Origin of the sequence: Mammaliicoccus sp. D-M19 (assembly GCF_022386695.1) — a bacterium.
Classification (GTDB): Bacteria; Bacillota; Bacilli; order Staphylococcales; family Staphylococcaceae; genus Mammaliicoccus; species Mammaliicoccus sciuri.
Genome location: NZ_JAJNHW010000001.1, coordinates 969,640 through 987,041, shown reverse-complemented (window position 1 = coordinate 987,041; position 17,402 = coordinate 969,640). Strand labels below are relative to the sequence as shown.

The following is a 17,402-nucleotide window of genomic DNA, read 5'->3' as shown; positions in this document are numbered from 1 at the left end:
CAGCTCACTCAAAATATTCCATTCAAGTTTAGATTCATAACTTTATTCCAATCTTCAAATGTGAGTTCTTCTTCTGTTACGTTGTATGTCATCCCAACTTTATTGACTAACATATCAATTTTGCCAAATTGTTCTATGACGTTATTGAGCATTTGATTTACCGATGTTGGATCGGTTATGTCTACTTTTAATGCAACTGTTTCAAAGTCTTCACTCTGTTTAATTCCTGAGAGTGTTTCTTTAATTGATGAGGCGTTATGATCTGCAATGATAATCTGAACGCCTGCTTGTGTTAATGCTAATGCCATTGATTGACCTATTCCTATTGTGCCACCGCTAATGATTGCAACTTTACCTTGTAATTTGAAGTGCTCTAATATATCTGTGATAGCATATCACCTTTTTATTCATGATTGGACTGCATTATTGCTATCGTCGAGCTTATAAATTGTTTGAACATGGCTAAATTATGAAGAAATATTAAAGATAAATGAGTTTAAATCGCCTCTGTATTTAGAAACAGAATATTCTATTGGTACATGATCCTCTATATAACCCACACTATGGAAGTAGAAGAGTGGGGCATCAATCTCTACAGATAATAAATCACTTAGTGACATTATAAATTATTCTGTAATTACATATTAAAGAGTTTGGTGGTTTACTCTTTTTATAGTGAGGGGATTATTATATGGTAAAAATGATTGTTAGTTTTTCATTTTTTATATTTTGACGTTCTGTATTTTAAATTTGTGTTAACATACTTAACAAATATTACATTTCTGTAGGGTTTTCGGGTATAATTAAGTATTCTGAATATTATAGTTTTTAATATATAAATGATATAATTATTTATAACGTGAGATATAAAGTTATTTAAAATGTGTACATTAGAACATTATTAAACGGGGATTTACAAACTTAGATTAATAGACATCATGAATTGACGATTGATGTGTAAGGTAGATAGAGGAGAGATATTTATGGCAAATGTAAGAAAAGCAACAATTGAAGATTATTCAGGTATTAAAAATGTAGCGTCTAAGGCTTGGTATGATACGTATACCAATATTTATACTGCGAGCACTGTGACGGCATTTTTAAATGCGTCTTATTCTAAAGAGATGCTTCAAAAGCGCATTAATGATTCTGATTTCTTTGTTGCAGAAGATGAAGATAAGATTGTAGGTTTTGCTAATTTTATCAAAGGTACTGAATTGTATTTATCTTCTCATTATGTTCTACCTGAAGCGCAACGTGAAGGGTATGGTAAAGCTTTATTACAGGCAGGTTTAGATCAATACAAAGATTCATATCATGAAGTTTATTTAGAAGTGGATGGAAAGAATGATATCGGTATAGCCTTTTATAAAAAGGAAGGTTTTGAAGTGATACGTGAATATGAGGAATTACTTTTTGGTGACACAATGCGCACGACGTTAATGAAAAAAACTTTTTAGGAGGTTGATTGTAATGGAACAATCACTAAATAAATGGATTTCACAATTTTATGAAGCTTATGAGAATCAATCAATTATTCCAAATGGTGTTTTACCATCGAATATAACTGAACATGCTGCATATGATATTCAAGAAGGTGTGTTGCAGCGTAAGGAAGAAACTGAAATTCATAAAGGTTATAAAATTAGTTTAACGAGTCAAGAAACGAGAGATATCTTTTCTTCAACAACGCCATTATATGGTGCGATGGGAGAAACAACTATTTTGGACAAACATATTTATTTAAATGACTTAAATGAACCTTTAGCAGAGTTAGAATTAGTCTTTATTGTACAAGAAGAATTAACAGAAGAAGATAGCCTTGAAGATATTATGAATAAATGCTTGATTGCACCAGGAGTAGAGATTCCAGATTCACGTTTTAGTAATTGGTTCCCTAATTTATCTGTAACGGAAATTATTGCTGATAGCGCAGTAAGTGGTGGCGTTGTATACGGTGAACCTAAGAAATTAAGTTATGAAGATATAGATAACATTAAAGGGACATTATATTTAGATGGTAAAGAATTAGCTTCTGGATTTAGTACAGAAGTTGAGGGACATCCTGCTAAAGCTGTTAAGTGGTTGATTAATGAAATTAAAGAATATAATCGTTCATTAACACCTGGCATGTTTATTTCAAGCGGAACATTTATTTTGCCAAAACCTTTAACACAAGGAGAGTATAAAGCCGTATATGAAAATGTCGGCGAAATAGAGTTTATTGTAGAATAATTGGATGAAATGGAGGGAACAAAGTGACACAGGAAGCTTATGGAACAAAAAAATTACCTGAAGAGAAAGTTTTTAAAGACCCTGTTCATCGTTATATACATGTAAGAGACCAATTAATTTGGGATCTTATCAAAACGAAAGAATTTCAACGCTTAAGAAGAATTAAACAACTTGGAACACTCTATTTATCTTTCCATACAGCTGAGCATAGTCGCTTTGGACATTCTCTAGGTGTATATGAAATTGTACGACGTATGATAGATGAAGTATTTGAAGGGCGTGCACATTGGGATAATAAGGATAGACCACTCGCATTATGTGCAGCACTTTTACATGATTTAGGGCACGGTCCGTTTTCACATTGTTTTGAAAAAATCTTTCTAACGGATCATGAAAAATTCACACAGCTGATCATTAAAGGTGATACAGAAGTTAATGAAGTGTTGAGTAGAGTGTCGCCTGATTTTCCAGTTGAAGTAGCAGAAGTGATTAATAAGACACATGAAAATAAATTAGTCATATCGATGATTTCATCTCAAATAGATGCAGATCGCATGGATTATTTACAGCGAGATGCTTATTTTACAGGTGTTAGTTATGGTCAATTTGATATGGAACGCGTACTTAGATTGATGCGTCCGTCTAAAGATGAAGTGTTGATTAAAGAAAGTGGTATGCATGCAGTAGAAAACTTCTTAATGAGTCGTTATCAAATGTATTGGCAAATTTATTTTCACCCGGTGAGTCGAGGTGGAGAAGTATTGCTTAATCGCTGCTTTAAGCGTGCGAAAGTACTTTATGATCAAGGATATTCATTTAAAGAGCAACCAAAATATTTAATTCCATTTTTTGAAGAAGATGTTTCAATCGCTGATTATATTCGTCTAGATGAAGCGGTCGTGATGTATTATTTAGAAGAGTGGACTGAAGAAGATGACCCGATCTTGAGTGATTTGAGTAAAAGATTTGTTAATCGTGATTTGTTTAAATACTTACCATTTGATGGATCTATAATTACGATTGGTGAACTGACAGATCTATTTGAAAAAGGTGGCATTGATCCAGAATATTATTTCGTTTGTGACTCGTTCTCAGACTTACCGTATGATTATGACCGACCAGGATCAAATAGACAGCCGATTCATCTATTACAGAAGACAGGTCGTATTAAAGAAATTAGTAGCCAATCAGTCATCATCCATAGTATTACAGGGATTAAACGTTTAGACTATAAATTGTATTATCCTAAAGAATTAATTATAGAAATGGAAGATGAAACGATTAAAGGCGATATTATCAATATATTAAATGAACTCGTGTAGATTACAAACTTGAATGTCAGTCTGATACTCTAGTATGATGTAATCATGAATTAAATGAGGTGAAACAAGTGGCTGAAAAGAAAGGATTTCAATTTAATATCATTAAAAATGATCCATTAGATGGGCATAAAGGTACAAATATAGGCTCTATAAGTTTAGACAACGTTGCGCCTGTATTTATCGATGTATCAGAACAAACTGCATTTATCGATATTGGTGCCATGCATGCTAGAGCTGAAGTAGAAAAGCGTGTGAAATGGGTTAAAGATATAGAAGAAGTCAAAGGTGAAGAAGCAAAAGAATATTGGCTTTGCTGGGTTACAACTGAACGTGGCGAACAAGGACCATATTATGCAGGGCTAACAGGTTGCTATTTAATGGTCAATAAACCTAAGAAGCGTGGATATAAAAGTATGCCGGAGCACGTGAATATGATGGATAAATCTATGAAACATCAAGTAAAAATTGACCAAATTGGTGATGGAAATAGAGCTGTTCTTAAGAAATTCCTTCAAGAACATAATTCTGAAATGTGGCATAACAGTAGTGATGAACTAAAATCATCTTTAGAGATAAATTAAATATGTCTATTTTGTGACTTAATTGTGAATTATCACAATTCAACTAAATAGCTATTGTCTTTTCACAATATCATAAGTAAAATAGTTGATAGCTACTATAGCTAGGACACTAAAAAAAGCAGGCGCTTTTCGCCCTGCTTTTTTTAATTTTAATAGTCAAATATGCTATAATGATATACGTTCTTAAACGGTGAGGTGGCCAATTATGAAAGAAAATATTAATATAAATATTAAACAAGTCGTGAAACAAAATGGCGAGAAAGAAACATTTCAAACAAAAACATCAGGTACATTTCATAGAAGAAATAGCGATATAATTAGATATGAAGAAACGATTGATGAACAAATCGTAAAAAATATGCTTAAAATAGAAGATGATGGCGTAAAAATCCACCGTACTGGCGCGGTCAAAACAGTCTTTCATTTTGTTGAAGGACAAGAAACGATTAGTTATTATGATACAGAAGCAGGACGCATGACCATGCACGTTAATACATTATCAATCAAACACTTTATAGACGATCAACAAGGTAAACTCAGGATACATTATCAGCTAAGTGATCAAACTGGGTTACTTGGAACATACCAATTTCAAATTAATTATAAGGAGATAAATGAATGAACATTATTAACCAAGTTAAAGAAACGTTAATTGAAGAAATTAAAGCAAGTATCATTAAATCTGAACTTGTAGAAACAGTTCCAGAAATTAAAATTGAAACACCTAAAGACCCTGCAAATGGAGATTATTCTTCAAATATTGCGATGGTATTAACAAAATTAGCGCGTAAAAATCCTCGTGAAATTGCGAATCAAATCGTAGAAAATTTAGACACAAATAAAGCAAATGTTAAGAAAGTAGATATTGCAGGTCCTGGATTTATTAATTTCTACCTAGATCAACAATATTTAACTGAAATTATTAAGACAGCTTTAACAAAAGGTGAAACATTTGGTCAAACAGAAGAACGTAAAAACGAAAGTATCATCGTTGAGTATGTATCTGCAAACCCAACAGGAGATTTGCATATTGGACATGCACGTAATGCAGCAGTAGGTGATACGTTATCAAACGTGTTAAGCTCAGCTGGTTATGATGTAACACGTGAATATTATATTAACGATGCAGGTAAACAAATTGAAAATTTAGCGCACTCTATTGAAGCGCGTTATAATCAAGCGTTAGGTTTAGATGCTGAATTACCTGAAGATGGTTATTATGGTAAAGATATTATCGCAATCGGTAAAGACTTAGCTGAAAAACATCCTGAAATTAAAGATGAAGCTGAAGAAGAACGTATTAAAACATTCCGTAAACTTGGTTTAGATTATGAAATGGAAAAATTAAAACAAGACTTAGCAGATTTTAATATTCATTTTGATAATTGGTTCAGTGAAACATCATTATATGAAACAAACAAAATTTCAGCTGTCTTAGATAAAATGACAGAATTAGGCTATACTTATGAACAAGATGGCGCAACATGGTTAAAAACAACAGAATTTGGTGACGATAAAGACCGTGTGTTAATTAAACAAGACGGTACGTATACGTATTTCTTACCAGATATTGCTTATCATTACGATAAAGTAGAACGTGGTTTTGACAAATTAATTAATTTATTTGGTGCTGATCACCACGGTTATATTAATCGATTAAAAGCATCTCTAGAAACATTTGGCGTAGATTCAAAACGTCTTGAAATACAAATTATGCAAATGGTACGATTATTACAAGACGGCGTTGAAGTAAAAATGAGTAAACGTACAGGTAATGCTATTACATTACGTGACATTATGGATGAAGTAGGCATTGATGCTGCTCGTTACTTCTTAACGATGCGTAGTCCTGATACACACTTTGACTTTGATATGGAATTAGCTAAGAAAGAATCACAAGATAACCCAGTGTATTATGCACAGTATGCACATGCGCGTATATCATCTATTATTCGCCAAGCAGAAGAAAAAGGTATCACGATTGATCAAAACGTCGATTTATCTTTAATTACACATGAAAAAGCATTTGATTTATTGAAGAAAATTGCTGAATTTGAACCAACAATTGTTTCTGCTGCAGAATCACGCAGTCCACATCGTATTACGAATTATATTCAAGATTTGGCTGCACAGTTCCACAAGTTCTATAATGCAGAGAAAGTATTAACAGATGATGCAGAGAAGACTAAAGCGCATTTAGCTTTAATTGAAGCGGCACGTATTACACTTCGCAATGCGTTAGCATTAGTAGGTGTGTCAGCTCCAGAATCTATGTAATTTTAATCATTATTTTAATTGAGGTGCAGCTCAATCTTATTTGAGTTGCGCCTTTTTGTGTACCATTTTTTAAATAAATATATGGAGGAGATTAAGTATGAAAATAAACAAAATATTTTATTTAATCTTTGCTGCTATGATTATAGTGACGGGTTGCCAAAGCGGAGATAAGACGGATAACAAAAAAGAAACGAAACAAGAAACAACTGATAAGAAAGAATATAAGCGTATTGTGTCGCTTATTCCAAGTAATACAGAAATATTATACGCATTAGGACTTGGAGATAAAGTCGTTGGGGTATCAACTGTTGATGATTATCCTAAAGATGTGAAAGATAAAAAACAATTCGATGCCTTTAAACTCGATACAGAAGCATTATTAAAAGCAAAACCTGATTTAATTTTGGCGCATGAGTCGAACAAATCTACACAAGAAAAAGATTTAAAAAAATTAAGTGATGCAGGCGTGAAAGTCGTCTACATAGATGATGCAAATTCAATTAATGAAATGTATGATACATTCAAGCAAGTTGGAAAAGTAACAGGTAAAGAAAAAGAAGCAGATAAATTAGTAAGTAAAGTGAAGAAAGAAATAGAAGATGTTGTTAAAGATGTACCAAAAGACCAACAAGGTAAAAAAGTGTTTATGGAAATTTCTTCTCAACCTGACATTTACACTTCAGGATCAAATACGTTTTATGATGATATGTTAACTTCTATCAAAGCTAAGAACCTTTATCATGATCAAGAAGGATGGATTAAAACGGATAAAGAAAGCATTCTTAAAAGAAATCCTGATGTGATGATTACAACTAGTGGACAGTCTGAAGCAGAATATCAAAAATTAAATAACAATAGAGATGGCTTTGACCAAGTTAATGCTGTTAAAGAGAAACACGTTCATGCACTAAATGCAGATATGATTTCTAGACCAGGACCAAGATTAGCGAAAGGGCTAAAAGAACTTTCTGAAAAAGTTTATGACTAATAATCATAAAGTTTATCGCCATGTTGTGATATGGTTTCTCGTTCTATTGTTTGCAATTGGTATTTCTTTATTCGTAGGATCTACGGGTATAACATGGAAATTTGATAATCAACTTGAATGGACAATCTTTTACAAGTTAAGAGTACCGCGGACACTTTTAGCATTAATTGCTGGTATGGGGCTAGTCATGAGTGGTCAAATCTATCAAACGATATTAAATAATCCACTTGCAGATAGTTTTACGTTAGGTTTAGCAAGCGGTGCAACATTCGGAAGTGCGCTTGCCGTATTTATAGGTGTTTCCATTTGGTTTGTGCCATTATTTTCTATATTCTTCAGTTTGTTAACACTTATCGTTGTTGTACTCATTACAGAAACGATGGTCAAAACATTTCATGTAGCAACGATGATACTTTCAGGTATTTTTATTGGTGCGTTCTTTAGTTCGGCACTCTATATACTTTTATTGCTGAAACCGGATAAAGTAAATAGCATGGTGTCGTATATGTTTGGTAGCGTTTCATCTGCCGAAAAAATAACTGTAGAAATAACTGGTATTGTTTCTTTAATCTGTATCTTAATCTTGTTTATGATGAGTCATTATATTAAAATGATTCAATTAGGTGAAGATAAAGCGACAACACTTGGCGTGAATGTTCGATTGATATCATGGACATGTTTGCTATTAGCTGCTATAATGACAGCCGTTATTATAAGTTTCACGGGTATTATTGGATTTATTGGTATGATTGTACCTCAAGTTGTTAGAAGGGTGTACAAGGTACCTATTAACGTACAAATGTTTTTGAATTTATTAATCGGCGGTGCACTTTTATTAATTGCAGATACTGTTGGCAGAATTATCATAAGTCCGATACAAATTCCGGTTGGCATTATACTCTCAATTATTGCCATACCAATTATTATGTATTTAATGATTACAGAACAACGAAAAAAAGAAAGAACTTACTAAATATTTAAGGTAACAATCAGTATTAAATGACAATCAATAGCATACGGACACCAATCCTTTAAACATTATGATAGAGGGTTGGTGTTTTGTATGTAAAAATTGTATTGCTTTCTTTATGGAATAGTTTAAAATGTTTCTATGAAAGGGATGATGACATGTGTTCGTGTGATATTCAAGCGATTATTTTTGACTTAGAAGATACGCTTGTAGATCGTGAGAAATCGCGAATGAAGTTTTTGGAAGAACAATTTGAGAGATTTCATGAGTTAATGGTAACAGTCCAAAGACGTGATTTTGAAAAAGTATATTTAACGTTAAATCCCTATGGTATAGAAGATGTTGAATGGGTATATCAAGAACTTGTTAAGAGATTAAATATAGAAAGGATATCGTGGAAGACATTTTATAACGACTATAAAATGCATCACTACAGATACCATTTTCCTTTCTATGATACATTGGTAGCATTGGATAAATTACGCAGCATGGGTTATAAATTAGGTGTTGTAGCGAATGGTAAGAGTGAAGAAATTACACACGTTATGAATGCAATCGGTATTTATCCATACATTCATTATGTTTCAACTTCTGATGAGGTGGGCGCTATGAAGCCAGACCCAATCATATTTGAAGATATATTGAAACATCTTGGCATAACGGCGCATCATGCATTATATGTTGGAGATTGTCCTTTAAATGATATCGCAGCAGCACATGCTATGGGCATGAAGACTGCATGGATGGCTAATTCAGTCATTGGTACACCAGAGGAGCACGAATTAGATTATACAATCGAAAGCTTAAGTGATCTCATAGAAGTTTGTAAACAAATCGAAAGAGGTGAAGCATGATGAATTTATATTTAACGAAAGAAAATGTTGCCATACACTATAAAACAAAAGGTAGCGGCTATCCAATTATCTTGTTGCATGGTGTTTTTCAAGACATGGATGTCTTTGAACCACTTATTAAAAAGTTAAGTAAAAATTATCAGGTTATATCTATTGACTTAAGAGGTCATGGTTTAAGTGATACACCACATGATAGTAGAGTAGATGACTATATTTCAGATATTCAACAACTATTAAATGCATTATTCATTAATTCAGCATATGTGATTGGCCTAGAACTTGGCGCAACAATTGCAACAGGTCTCACATATAAGAATCCTGACTTAATCAATGGCATGGTGTTAATTAATCCTACAGACAATCATTCAACGTTTCCAGATAATCGTATTTATGATAGACATGCTGATGAAATTAGAACGATGTCTGATGAAGACAAAGAAAAATATTTATTAAGATTCAGGTATAAAAATATTAAACAAGCTAAAAAGTTTGTAAAGTCACATATTCCTTCAAATGATCTTCAAACGATGGAAGAGGAAATTGCTGTTAAGCGTTCTTTTAAAGACTTTGATATTATATCGTTACTTCCAGATATTGAAACACGTACGCTCGTCATTTCTGGTCAATACGATGGCAAAATATTATATAGCGAAGGTAAAAGAATAAGTGAACTGTTACCGAATGCTGAATTCAAACTGTTTGAAGGTTCAGGAGAACTGCCTTTTATTGAGGAAAAAGAAAAATTCATTGGAGTATTGGAAAAATTTTTAAGTTAATCAAGCGATATTTCACGGTTTTGTTACATGATTGTAACAAAAGTGGTCATTTTGTAATCTGTATGTTATAATTAACGCAGTTCAATGCATAACATATAAGACACAGACTGAAGGAGAACCTCATATGAAAAAATGTCTCTTAATAATTGCAATGGTACTTATGGTTCTGCCATTTTCAACTTTTGCTGAGGCAAATGCTGCAACTAAAAATCAATTAAATATTAACGAAAATAATGTGCAGACCTATAAAGACGGTACAGTAACAATCGAAGGTATTAAAATTGGTGATAAGATTTCTAAAATTAAATCAAAGTATCCTAATTTAATGTTCTCATATTCTGATGATAGTAACGATAGAGAAAATTATTACGAATTTGATACTAAAAATGGACATATGATTATTACTGCCAAAGTTAACGGTAATAAAGAAACGGTTAAACGTGTTACAATGATTTATGACAAATTAACAAATGTGAAGTTAGATCCGCTTGTCTCAATTCTAGGTGACAATACAACTAAACGTGTACAAAATAATAAGTATACAGGCGGTTATGCTTACGTAAATAATGGACAAGCACACTTCCAGCTTTCAAAAGCAACACCTGATAGTAAACAATTTAAAGTATATCGTATTGATATAGGTAAATACTAAATCAATAACGAATTTAATCCCCTGTTATGTTATATACATATTGCATAATAGGGGATTAATTTATACAATATTATAATGAAGGTGGTGTATTTATTTGCGTCCGAACAATAATGTATTGCTGGAAAATGTAAATGACTATTTACAGCATGTCGGTGTATTACCTAAACAAATTGATAAAGTTCAACATTCATTAAAGAAGGATATGAAAAAGTCAGATGAGAAAGATATAGACTATGCAGAATATCGACACAAATCTCACGCTGAAATACTTCAAATCATAGAGAGAAATATTGTGGTTGTAAATTATAATCCAATCATTTTTTATACACTACACTTCTTATTATTGGCATATTTATTTGATAAAAAGCTCATTCCGTTTAATGCTGTAACGGGATTGTATATATTTTATTTTGTGATCATACTATCGATTACACTTGTTATATATTTAATTATAAAAAAACATAGTTATCTCTATCCTAATCAGAAATTGATGATGACCAATATTTCCTTATTTAGTATAGGTATTGTTCTATGTATGCTTAAAATATTTAATGTTACGTTAGGAATGTATGTATTACCTTTACAAGTATTTCAAACCATATTTGGCGTCGGGATCATTCTCGTCATACTCGCAATATTTATCAAAAAGCTTGAAGTCGCTGCAATGGGATTAGCTGTTATTCAAAAAACAATTGCATCTGTAACGTTGAACGAAACAGTCATTATGATTGTTACATTTGCGAGTTGGACGATTATACTCGTTATTATCCTTTATTTTGTAATGATGTATTCAACAAGAAAATATGTATAACATAAATGCAGGAAATGATGTATTGGCTACAATCATTTTTTGCATTTATTTTTATGACATTAACTTAATATTATAAGTGTGAAAAATTGTTAAATGGGTATATTATTACTGTAAAGTAGGGAGGTACTCATTATGGGAGAATTATTAACAAGGGATGGTACTCATATAGTGTATGAAAAACACGGTAAAGGGAAACCATTAATTATGTTACATGCATTAAATATGAATTTAGCAACATTTAATTCAACAGTACAACTTCTGAAAGATCAATTTACAATATATACAATGGATTCTAGGGGACATGGTAAATCAGATAAACAACAAGAAATTTCCATCCAAAATCATATAGATGACATTGTAGATTTAATGCATAATGAAGACTTAGAATCAGCTTATATATTAGGACATGATATGGGTGGCGTAATTGCACAAGAATTTACAAACCAACATCCAGATAAAGTAGAAAAGTTAGTACTCGTATCTTCAATTTCCAATCAAGGTAAACAACCACTTATTAAATTAATTGCCAAACATAGAGATAAAGTCGCAGGATTTAGTAAAGAAGAAGCAATGTTAATATTGTTCAATGAAATATTTCATGATGTTAAATCGACTTTTAAATGGTATCAAGAAGTGAAAAAATATTATCGAATGACACCAGAAGAAGATGCAATTTCTGTTAGATCTATAAATGGTATAAATATCAAAATAGATCATATAGACATACCAACACTTATAGTGAAAGGTAAACATGATCCTTTTGATATTGATAATGATTCGGAAAATATAAAAAATGCCCAAACAGAAATATTCGAACATTCAGGGCACGCACCATTTATTGAAGAAAGTGAAAAATTCAAACAAGTCGTATCATCTTTTTTAAACCAACCAGTAAGAGATAAACAAGTTATATAATAAAGCGAGCTAGGGCATTTGATAATGTCTTAGCTTTTTTTATTGGTAGGGAGAGGAAGGTGGTGGTGAAGTGGTTTTGAGTAGGATGAGTGGTTGAGAAGTCGTGGTTTAAAGGGTGAGTAAAGCCACGAGATAGCTGAAGTCATGGCTTAAGTGGTGAATAAAGCCAAGAGATAGCTGAAGTCATGGCTTAAGTCCTGAGTAAAGCCAAGAGATGAGCGAAGTCATGGCTTAAGTGTCGAGTAAAGCCAAGAGATCGTCGAAGTCGAGGCTTAAGTGGTGAATAAAGCCAAGAGATCATCCAAGTCATGGCTTAAGTCCTGAGTAAAGCCAAGAGATCGCCCAAGTCGTGGCTTAAGTCCTAAATAAAGCCAAGAGATGGTCCAAGTCGTAGCTTAACTCCTGAATAAAGCCAAGAGATTACTAAAGTCATGGCTTAAGTCCTAAGTAAAGCCAAGAGATGAGCGAAGTCATGGCTTAAGTCCTGAGTAAAGCCAAGAGATCGCCCAAGTCGTGGCTTAAGTCCTAAGTAAAGCCAAGAGATTGTCTAAGTCATGGCTTAAGTGTCAAGTAAAGCCAAGAACACCCCCATAACACACCCCTACACCACACAAAAAAGCGGAGACATCATAGAATGTCTCCGCTTCGTTCATATTAATTGTTAATTTCAGTCTTAGCGATTTCGTTATCGATTTTTTCAAGAACTTCTGAAATTGATTTACGTTGTTTTTTATTAACTAGAATTAAAACTGTACGCTCGTCATATTCATTTCTTCTTTTTGTAAAGTAGTCTTGTTGTGATAAGTTTTTAACTGCTTTTACAATTTGTGGTTGTTTGTAGTTTAACTTGCTAATGATTTTTTTAAGATGATATTCTTCATCGTCTGTTTCATTAATGTAAGTTAATACTGCGAATTCTTCAAAGCTAAGTGAAAAATCCTTTTTAATGATAGATTTTAATTTGTCCACATATGTTACAAGTGCTAATAAATCTGAACAATTTTCTATTTTAGAAATTGCCATTTTGAATCCCCCTAGAAGTGAGTATTTTGCTTCTGTAATTGAAATAATACAGTTAGGTGGTAAAGCCTCGCATTATCAACATGGAAGCGTTTTAAATTTTTAATTCATAATTATAGTTTATCAATTATTTACTTATTTTAGCCTAAAAATAACTGTATGTAAACTAATAAGAGTAGGATTTAATTAAATAATAATATAAATAATATAACTGTCACAAACGAAAGGTAGGTATAATATAATCTCAAAAAATTAAAGTGCATGGTTATTATTAATTCTTTCAATAAAATAAATTGAAAATTACGAAATATGCCGATATTAAATGGGAATATTATAAAATTAGCCATATAAAGAAGTCGTATTTTACATACGACTTCTAGAATATTATTTATTGATTGAAGTATATTGAATAATAACTTCTTCGATAATGTCTGATTCTAATTCTGCATATTTACTTAAGAACTCAGCAACGCTATGTTCCTTGATATAGTCGTTTTTCTCTACTGTTTCTTTATCATTTTCATCTTGATATTCTAATAAATAGCAAAGTGCTTTTACGAGTCCAGAATGTTTCTTATTCGTTTTAGATAATGCTACTAGAGGTTTGACGATACGATCATTTGGTCCAACTTTACGTAATACACCACGTCCAACTCTTGTTACATCATCAGATAAATATGGGTTTTGGAAACGACCAATTATTTTTTCAACATAGTAAGATTGGTCTTCTTTCGTAAATTCATCGAAGTTAGAAACAAGATATTCACTTGTTTCTTTTAATACTTCACGTAAACCTGCATTAATTTCTTCATCTTGAATAGCTTCAAGAATTGTATGGTAACCTTTGTATTGGCCAAAGTAAGCTAAATAAGCATGACCTGTATTAACTGTTAATAATTTTCTTTCGATATAAGGTGTTAAATCATCAACATAGTGTACATCTTGTAATTGTGTACCTTGCCATTTTGAAGCTTCTACAACCCATTCAAAGAAAGGTTCAACTAATACATCTAATGATCCTTCTTTTTGACCTTGAGGTACAATACGATCAACTGCTGAGTTAGGGAAGCTAATGTCATCAGATAATGGACCTGTAATATCTAAAATGGCTTTTTTCAGTTGATCTGTTGCCATAATAGCATTTTCACAAGCAACGATATTTAATGGTTTACCAGCTTCACGTTCTTTTAAGAATGATGCAAATGATTTAGCGATAATAGGTAAGATGTTTACACCAACAGCTGTCGTAATGACATCTGCTTCTAAAATCGCTGCTTTTAATTTGTCTGTTTCAGTAATGCTATTGATACCTTTAACACCTGCAACAGGTTCTTTAGTATTTTCTTCATTTGCGATAACAACTTGATAAGCTTGTTCTTCATTAATTTGATTAATAATTGTTTCGTTAACATCGACGAATGTTACTTCATAGCCATTATCATTTAATACTTTACCTATGAAGCCACGTCCGATGTTACCAGCACCAAAGTGAATGGCTTTCATTAAAGTTCAACCTCCTCAAAGATTGCAAGAATTTCATCTTTAGATTGTGCATTGATAACACGTTCAACATTTTCTTCTTCACTAAATACAATAGCGATTTGAGAAAGAATATCTAAATGCTCGCCATCTTTACCAGCAATACCAACAACTACTTTAGCTTCATTGCCGTCCCAATCTACGCCATCTGGAATGTGAAGTAATACAAGACCTGATTTTAATACTTCAGTTTTAGCTTCATCTGTACCGTGTGGGATAGCTAAGAAGTTACCCATATATGTTGTAACGATTTGTTCACGTTCTTTCATTGCAGTAATATATTTGTCAGTTACAGCACCTTCTTCAACTAATGCTTGGCCAGCTTTTTCGATAGCTTCCTCTTGAGAATTTACTGAAAGATTCATAAAAATGTTTTCTGGATTAAATAATTTTGTCATTTTAATTCACTCCGTTTTCGTTAGTTTTTGTTTTAATTTATTTAAGAAAAATGATTTGAGTGTGTTCTCTATCTTTACTCTATCATTTAACAACTGATCAATATCATCCAAATGTTCTGTAATTAAGGATGACACTTCGCTCATAAGTTGTCCTTGTTCCGAATTTCTCGGAATAAACATACATACAAGCCAATTTACTTCTTGATGTTCATTTTCAATCGTTTTTAGCCTTAATGGTTTTGTTAACTCCGTAATAATTAATTGTGGCTTTTTGATTGATTCATCAGAAAGGTGAGGAATAGCAACTGGATAACCAGTTAATGCAAAGCCTTGTAAATTCATACGGCTGTTAAGCTTTTCACTGAACGTATGTGTATTGTCAATCACACGATGCTTCGACAGTGTTTGAATGAGATATCGTTCTAACTGTGTTACTTTTTTCTTTTCAACGATCATATCTTGAATCAGTGATAAACTTTCTTCTATAAAAGTTACAGTGCGATCATAATCTTCATATGATAGTGGTTGTTCTTGATTCTGCAAATTTTGAGGTTCATGGACAACAGATTGCTGTAATTTCAAAAAGTATTTCACATTTTCAGCGTCTTGCTTTGGTAATAAAGGATTTACTGTAATGTGTGGGTATTTCGTATCTACAGCTACAGTTGAAATCATGCCATCATACTTTGAAAAATCAATCGACTTTAAACTACTGACAGAAACTTCGGTAGTTTGCGTGATTTCAGAAAAATGCTGTTTCAAACGATTGGATAGAATACGGCTTGTACCAATTCCACTGCTACATACAACGAGAACATGTAATGAACGTCTTTGTTTTGCTTGTAACATGCCACCAAAGTGAAGTGCAATATATGCAACTTCGCTTTTTGGAAAATGATAATTCATGAATACAATCTTTAAACCTGATGAAACGGCTTCAAATAACTCTTGATCATAGGTTTCTATCATTTCGGTAAGCGGATTGTAGGTTTCAATGTTTGCCTCAAGTCTATTAATCGCAGGTTCTAAATGTAAATTTAATCCTTTGAATAGGGCTTCTTCATCTTTAAATGAAAATCCTTGATCTTTTACAAATTCTATAAGTTCGGTAACGCGCTGCTTATGAATATCATTGTTTTCATAAGTTGTTTCATGGCGACGTCTTGCACCTCTTAAATGCATTGTAATAAAAGCAATTTCAGAATGATTAAATGTCACATCATATATATCGCTTAATACATTGGTAAGTCTCTCTGATACTTTAAATTCATCCGTCGAAATCAATTCATTTAAAATATCATTCTCAATTTCTACATGTCCATCTTGCTTAATACGTTCAATTGCTAAAACGATATGAATCGTTAAAGTAAGGTAACTGGCTTCAGTTAATGTATAAGGTAATGTACCGAGTTCATCCATTAACAAGCGTTCAACATTAAACAATCTATCTATATCAACGATTCCTCGAAGATGTGTTTCGTTTAACGTATGATATACGAAATGATCTTCTACTACAGAGTACACGCTGTCACCATCTAATTTTTCTAACATGATTCTAGCAAGTAACTGTCTTTTGTTGACTTCTTCACCATTCAGAATCAAACCTTCACCACGTCTTCGCTCTAATGAAAGTTCAAATGTGTGTAATTCAGGTTCCAATTGTTCAATGATTTTGTTAAGTGTATGCGTAGATGAACCAATTTCATTCGCAAGACTATATAATTTCACTGGATCTTTAGATTGAATAAGGTTGTATAGAATAATAACTTTTCTTTCTTCATCAGATAAATCAATTGTATTTTGTTCAGTCAATGATTGTACAAAATTGTCAATGTCTTCTGGTTCTCCTTCAATACGTAATCCTAATTTAGGAACTCTTGTCAGAGATAAGTGATATTTATTCAGTGTATCTTCAACGCTTTTCATCTCTCTATGAACAGTTCGAGACGAAATACCAAGTGCTTGTGCAATATCATGAATTGTTAAAAAAGAGTGAAGACGCTCAGATAGTAATTTGAGAATACTCTTTTCCCGGTTACTGATCATCATCGTTCTTCACTCCTT

General features: G+C 32.4%; 18 protein-coding genes. 13 read left to right on the top strand and 5 right to left on the bottom strand.

What is annotated here, in order from left to right:
* Positions 1 to 8: 8 nt before the first annotated feature.
* Entirely contained in the window at positions 9 to 341 is a 333-nt protein-coding gene (locus tag LQ675_RS05020) for an SDR family NAD(P)-dependent oxidoreductase (RefSeq protein WP_345773157.1), read from the bottom strand.
* Positions 342 to 983: 642 nt separating this feature from the next.
* On the opposite strand from LQ675_RS05020, the gene LQ675_RS05015 reads away from it, so the two are divergent.
* From LQ675_RS05015 to LQ675_RS04955, 13 genes are all read left to right on the top strand, one after another.
* Positions 984 to 1,460, top strand: coding sequence for a GNAT family N-acetyltransferase (locus tag LQ675_RS05015; RefSeq protein WP_048541439.1), 477 nt, complete (start codon positions 984 to 986; stop codon positions 1,458 to 1,460).
* Between the two features lie 13 nt (positions 1,461 to 1,473).
* Complete coding sequence (locus tag LQ675_RS05010) at positions 1,474 to 2,235, top strand: 2-keto-4-pentenoate hydratase (RefSeq protein ID WP_025904912.1); 762 nt, start codon at positions 1,474 to 1,476, stop codon at positions 2,233 to 2,235.
* A 23-nt stretch (positions 2,236 to 2,258) separates the two neighbouring features.
* Positions 2,259 to 3,557 carry an HD domain-containing protein gene (locus tag LQ675_RS05005; RefSeq protein WP_119649227.1) on the top strand — a complete coding sequence of 433 codons (1,299 nt, stop codon included), beginning with the start codon at positions 2,259 to 2,261 and terminating at the stop codon, positions 3,555 to 3,557.
* Between the two features lie 68 nt (positions 3,558 to 3,625).
* Positions 3,626 to 4,138 (top strand): YwhD family protein, encoded by a 513-nt coding sequence (locus LQ675_RS05000; RefSeq protein ID WP_239726548.1) that lies wholly within the window; start codon positions 3,626 to 3,628, stop codon positions 4,136 to 4,138.
* A 205-nt stretch (positions 4,139 to 4,343) separates the two neighbouring features.
* Positions 4,344 to 4,760: a YwiB family protein gene (locus tag LQ675_RS04995; RefSeq protein WP_058590853.1), complete on the top strand. Its 417-nt coding sequence runs from the start codon at positions 4,344 to 4,346 to the stop codon at positions 4,758 to 4,760.
* Positions 4,757 to 6,415: an arginine--tRNA ligase gene (gene argS / locus LQ675_RS04990; RefSeq protein ID WP_058590852.1), complete on the top strand. Its 1,659-nt coding sequence runs from the start codon at positions 4,757 to 4,759 to the stop codon at positions 6,413 to 6,415. The genes LQ675_RS04995 and argS overlap by 4 nt, the downstream gene beginning before the upstream one ends.
* A 97-nt stretch (positions 6,416 to 6,512) precedes the next feature.
* The gene (locus LQ675_RS04985) at positions 6,513 to 7,403 is read left to right on the top strand and encodes an ABC transporter substrate-binding protein (protein ID WP_078355028.1); all 891 of its coding nucleotides are present in this window, start codon (positions 6,513 to 6,515) and stop codon (positions 7,401 to 7,403) included.
* Complete coding sequence (locus LQ675_RS04980) at positions 7,396 to 8,376, top strand: FecCD family ABC transporter permease (RefSeq protein WP_239726549.1); 981 nt, start codon at positions 7,396 to 7,398, stop codon at positions 8,374 to 8,376. The genes LQ675_RS04985 and LQ675_RS04980 overlap by 8 nt, the downstream gene beginning before the upstream one ends.
* Before the next feature lie 86 nt (positions 8,377 to 8,462).
* Entirely contained in the window at positions 8,463 to 9,227 is a 765-nt protein-coding gene (locus tag LQ675_RS04975) for an HAD family hydrolase (protein WP_228065162.1), read from the top strand.
* Complete coding sequence (locus LQ675_RS04970; RefSeq protein ID WP_239726550.1) at positions 9,224 to 10,003, top strand: alpha/beta fold hydrolase; 780 nt, start codon at positions 9,224 to 9,226, stop codon at positions 10,001 to 10,003. The genes LQ675_RS04975 and LQ675_RS04970 overlap by 4 nt, the downstream gene beginning before the upstream one ends.
* A 124-nt stretch (positions 10,004 to 10,127) precedes the next feature.
* Positions 10,128 to 10,655 carry an SA0570 family protein gene (locus LQ675_RS04965; RefSeq protein ID WP_048541457.1) on the top strand — a complete coding sequence of 176 codons (528 nt, stop codon included), beginning with the start codon at positions 10,128 to 10,130 and terminating at the stop codon, positions 10,653 to 10,655.
* Between the two features lie 94 nt (positions 10,656 to 10,749).
* Positions 10,750 to 11,466, top strand: a complete 717-nt coding sequence (locus LQ675_RS04960; RefSeq protein WP_119493619.1) for a hypothetical protein — start codon at positions 10,750 to 10,752, stop codon at positions 11,464 to 11,466.
* Positions 11,467 to 11,598: 132 nt separating this feature from the next.
* Entirely contained in the window at positions 11,599 to 12,381 is a 783-nt protein-coding gene (locus LQ675_RS04955; protein WP_048541461.1) for an alpha/beta fold hydrolase, read from the top strand.
* 654 nt (positions 12,382 to 13,035) lie between these two features.
* Here LQ675_RS04955 and sarA read toward each other — a convergent pair.
* The 4 genes from sarA to LQ675_RS04935 form a co-directional block, all read right to left on the bottom strand.
* Entirely contained in the window at positions 13,036 to 13,404 is a 369-nt protein-coding gene (gene sarA / locus LQ675_RS04950; RefSeq protein WP_058610929.1) for a global transcriptional regulator SarA, read from the bottom strand.
* A 381-nt stretch (positions 13,405 to 13,785) separates the two neighbouring features.
* Positions 13,786 to 14,904, bottom strand: coding sequence for a mannitol-1-phosphate 5-dehydrogenase (locus LQ675_RS04945; protein ID WP_048541464.1), 1,119 nt, complete (start codon positions 14,902 to 14,904; stop codon positions 13,786 to 13,788).
* Positions 14,904 to 15,338 (bottom strand): PTS mannitol transporter subunit IIA, encoded by a 435-nt coding sequence (locus LQ675_RS04940; protein ID WP_025905499.1) that lies wholly within the window; start codon positions 15,336 to 15,338, stop codon positions 14,904 to 14,906. Before LQ675_RS04940 ends, LQ675_RS04945 begins: the two co-directional genes overlap by 1 nt.
* Before the next feature lie 6 nt (positions 15,339 to 15,344).
* Positions 15,345 to 17,387, bottom strand: a complete 2,043-nt coding sequence (locus LQ675_RS04935; RefSeq protein WP_075577629.1) for a BglG family transcription antiterminator — start codon at positions 17,385 to 17,387, stop codon at positions 15,345 to 15,347.
* Positions 17,388 to 17,402: the final 15 nt, after the last annotated feature.

Bases quoted from the DNA above. Each gene is read 5' to 3' on its own strand.
- LQ675_RS05015 (WP_048541439.1), top strand. From the start codon at position 984: ATGGCAAATGTAAGAAAAGCAACAATTGAAGATTATTCAGGTATTAAA.
- LQ675_RS05010 (WP_025904912.1), top strand. From the start codon at position 1,474: ATGGAACAATCACTAAATAAATGGATTTCACAATTTTATGAAGCTTAT.
- LQ675_RS04995 (WP_058590853.1), top strand. From the start codon at position 4,344: ATGAAAGAAAATATTAATATAAATATTAAACAAGTCGTGAAACAAAAT.
- argS (WP_058590852.1), top strand. From the start codon at position 4,757: ATGAACATTATTAACCAAGTTAAAGAAACGTTAATTGAAGAAATTAAA.
- LQ675_RS04985 (WP_078355028.1), top strand. From the start codon at position 6,513: ATGAAAATAAACAAAATATTTTATTTAATCTTTGCTGCTATGATTATA.
- LQ675_RS04980 (WP_239726549.1), top strand. From the start codon at position 7,396: ATGACTAATAATCATAAAGTTTATCGCCATGTTGTGATATGGTTTCTC.
- LQ675_RS04970 (WP_239726550.1), top strand. From the start codon at position 9,224: ATGATGAATTTATATTTAACGAAAGAAAATGTTGCCATACACTATAAA.
- LQ675_RS04965 (WP_048541457.1), top strand. From the start codon at position 10,128: ATGAAAAAATGTCTCTTAATAATTGCAATGGTACTTATGGTTCTGCCA.
- LQ675_RS04955 (WP_048541461.1), top strand. From the start codon at position 11,599: ATGGGAGAATTATTAACAAGGGATGGTACTCATATAGTGTATGAAAAA.
- sarA (WP_058610929.1), bottom strand. From the start codon at position 13,404: ATGGCAATTTCTAAAATAGAAAATTGTTCAGATTTATTAGCACTTGTA.
- LQ675_RS04945 (WP_048541464.1), bottom strand. From the start codon at position 14,904: ATGAAAGCCATTCACTTTGGTGCTGGTAACATCGGACGTGGCTTCATA.
- LQ675_RS04940 (WP_025905499.1), bottom strand. From the start codon at position 15,338: ATGACAAAATTATTTAATCCAGAAAACATTTTTATGAATCTTTCAGTA.
- LQ675_RS04935 (WP_075577629.1), bottom strand. From the start codon at position 17,387: ATGATGATCAGTAACCGGGAAAAGAGTATTCTCAAATTACTATCTGAG.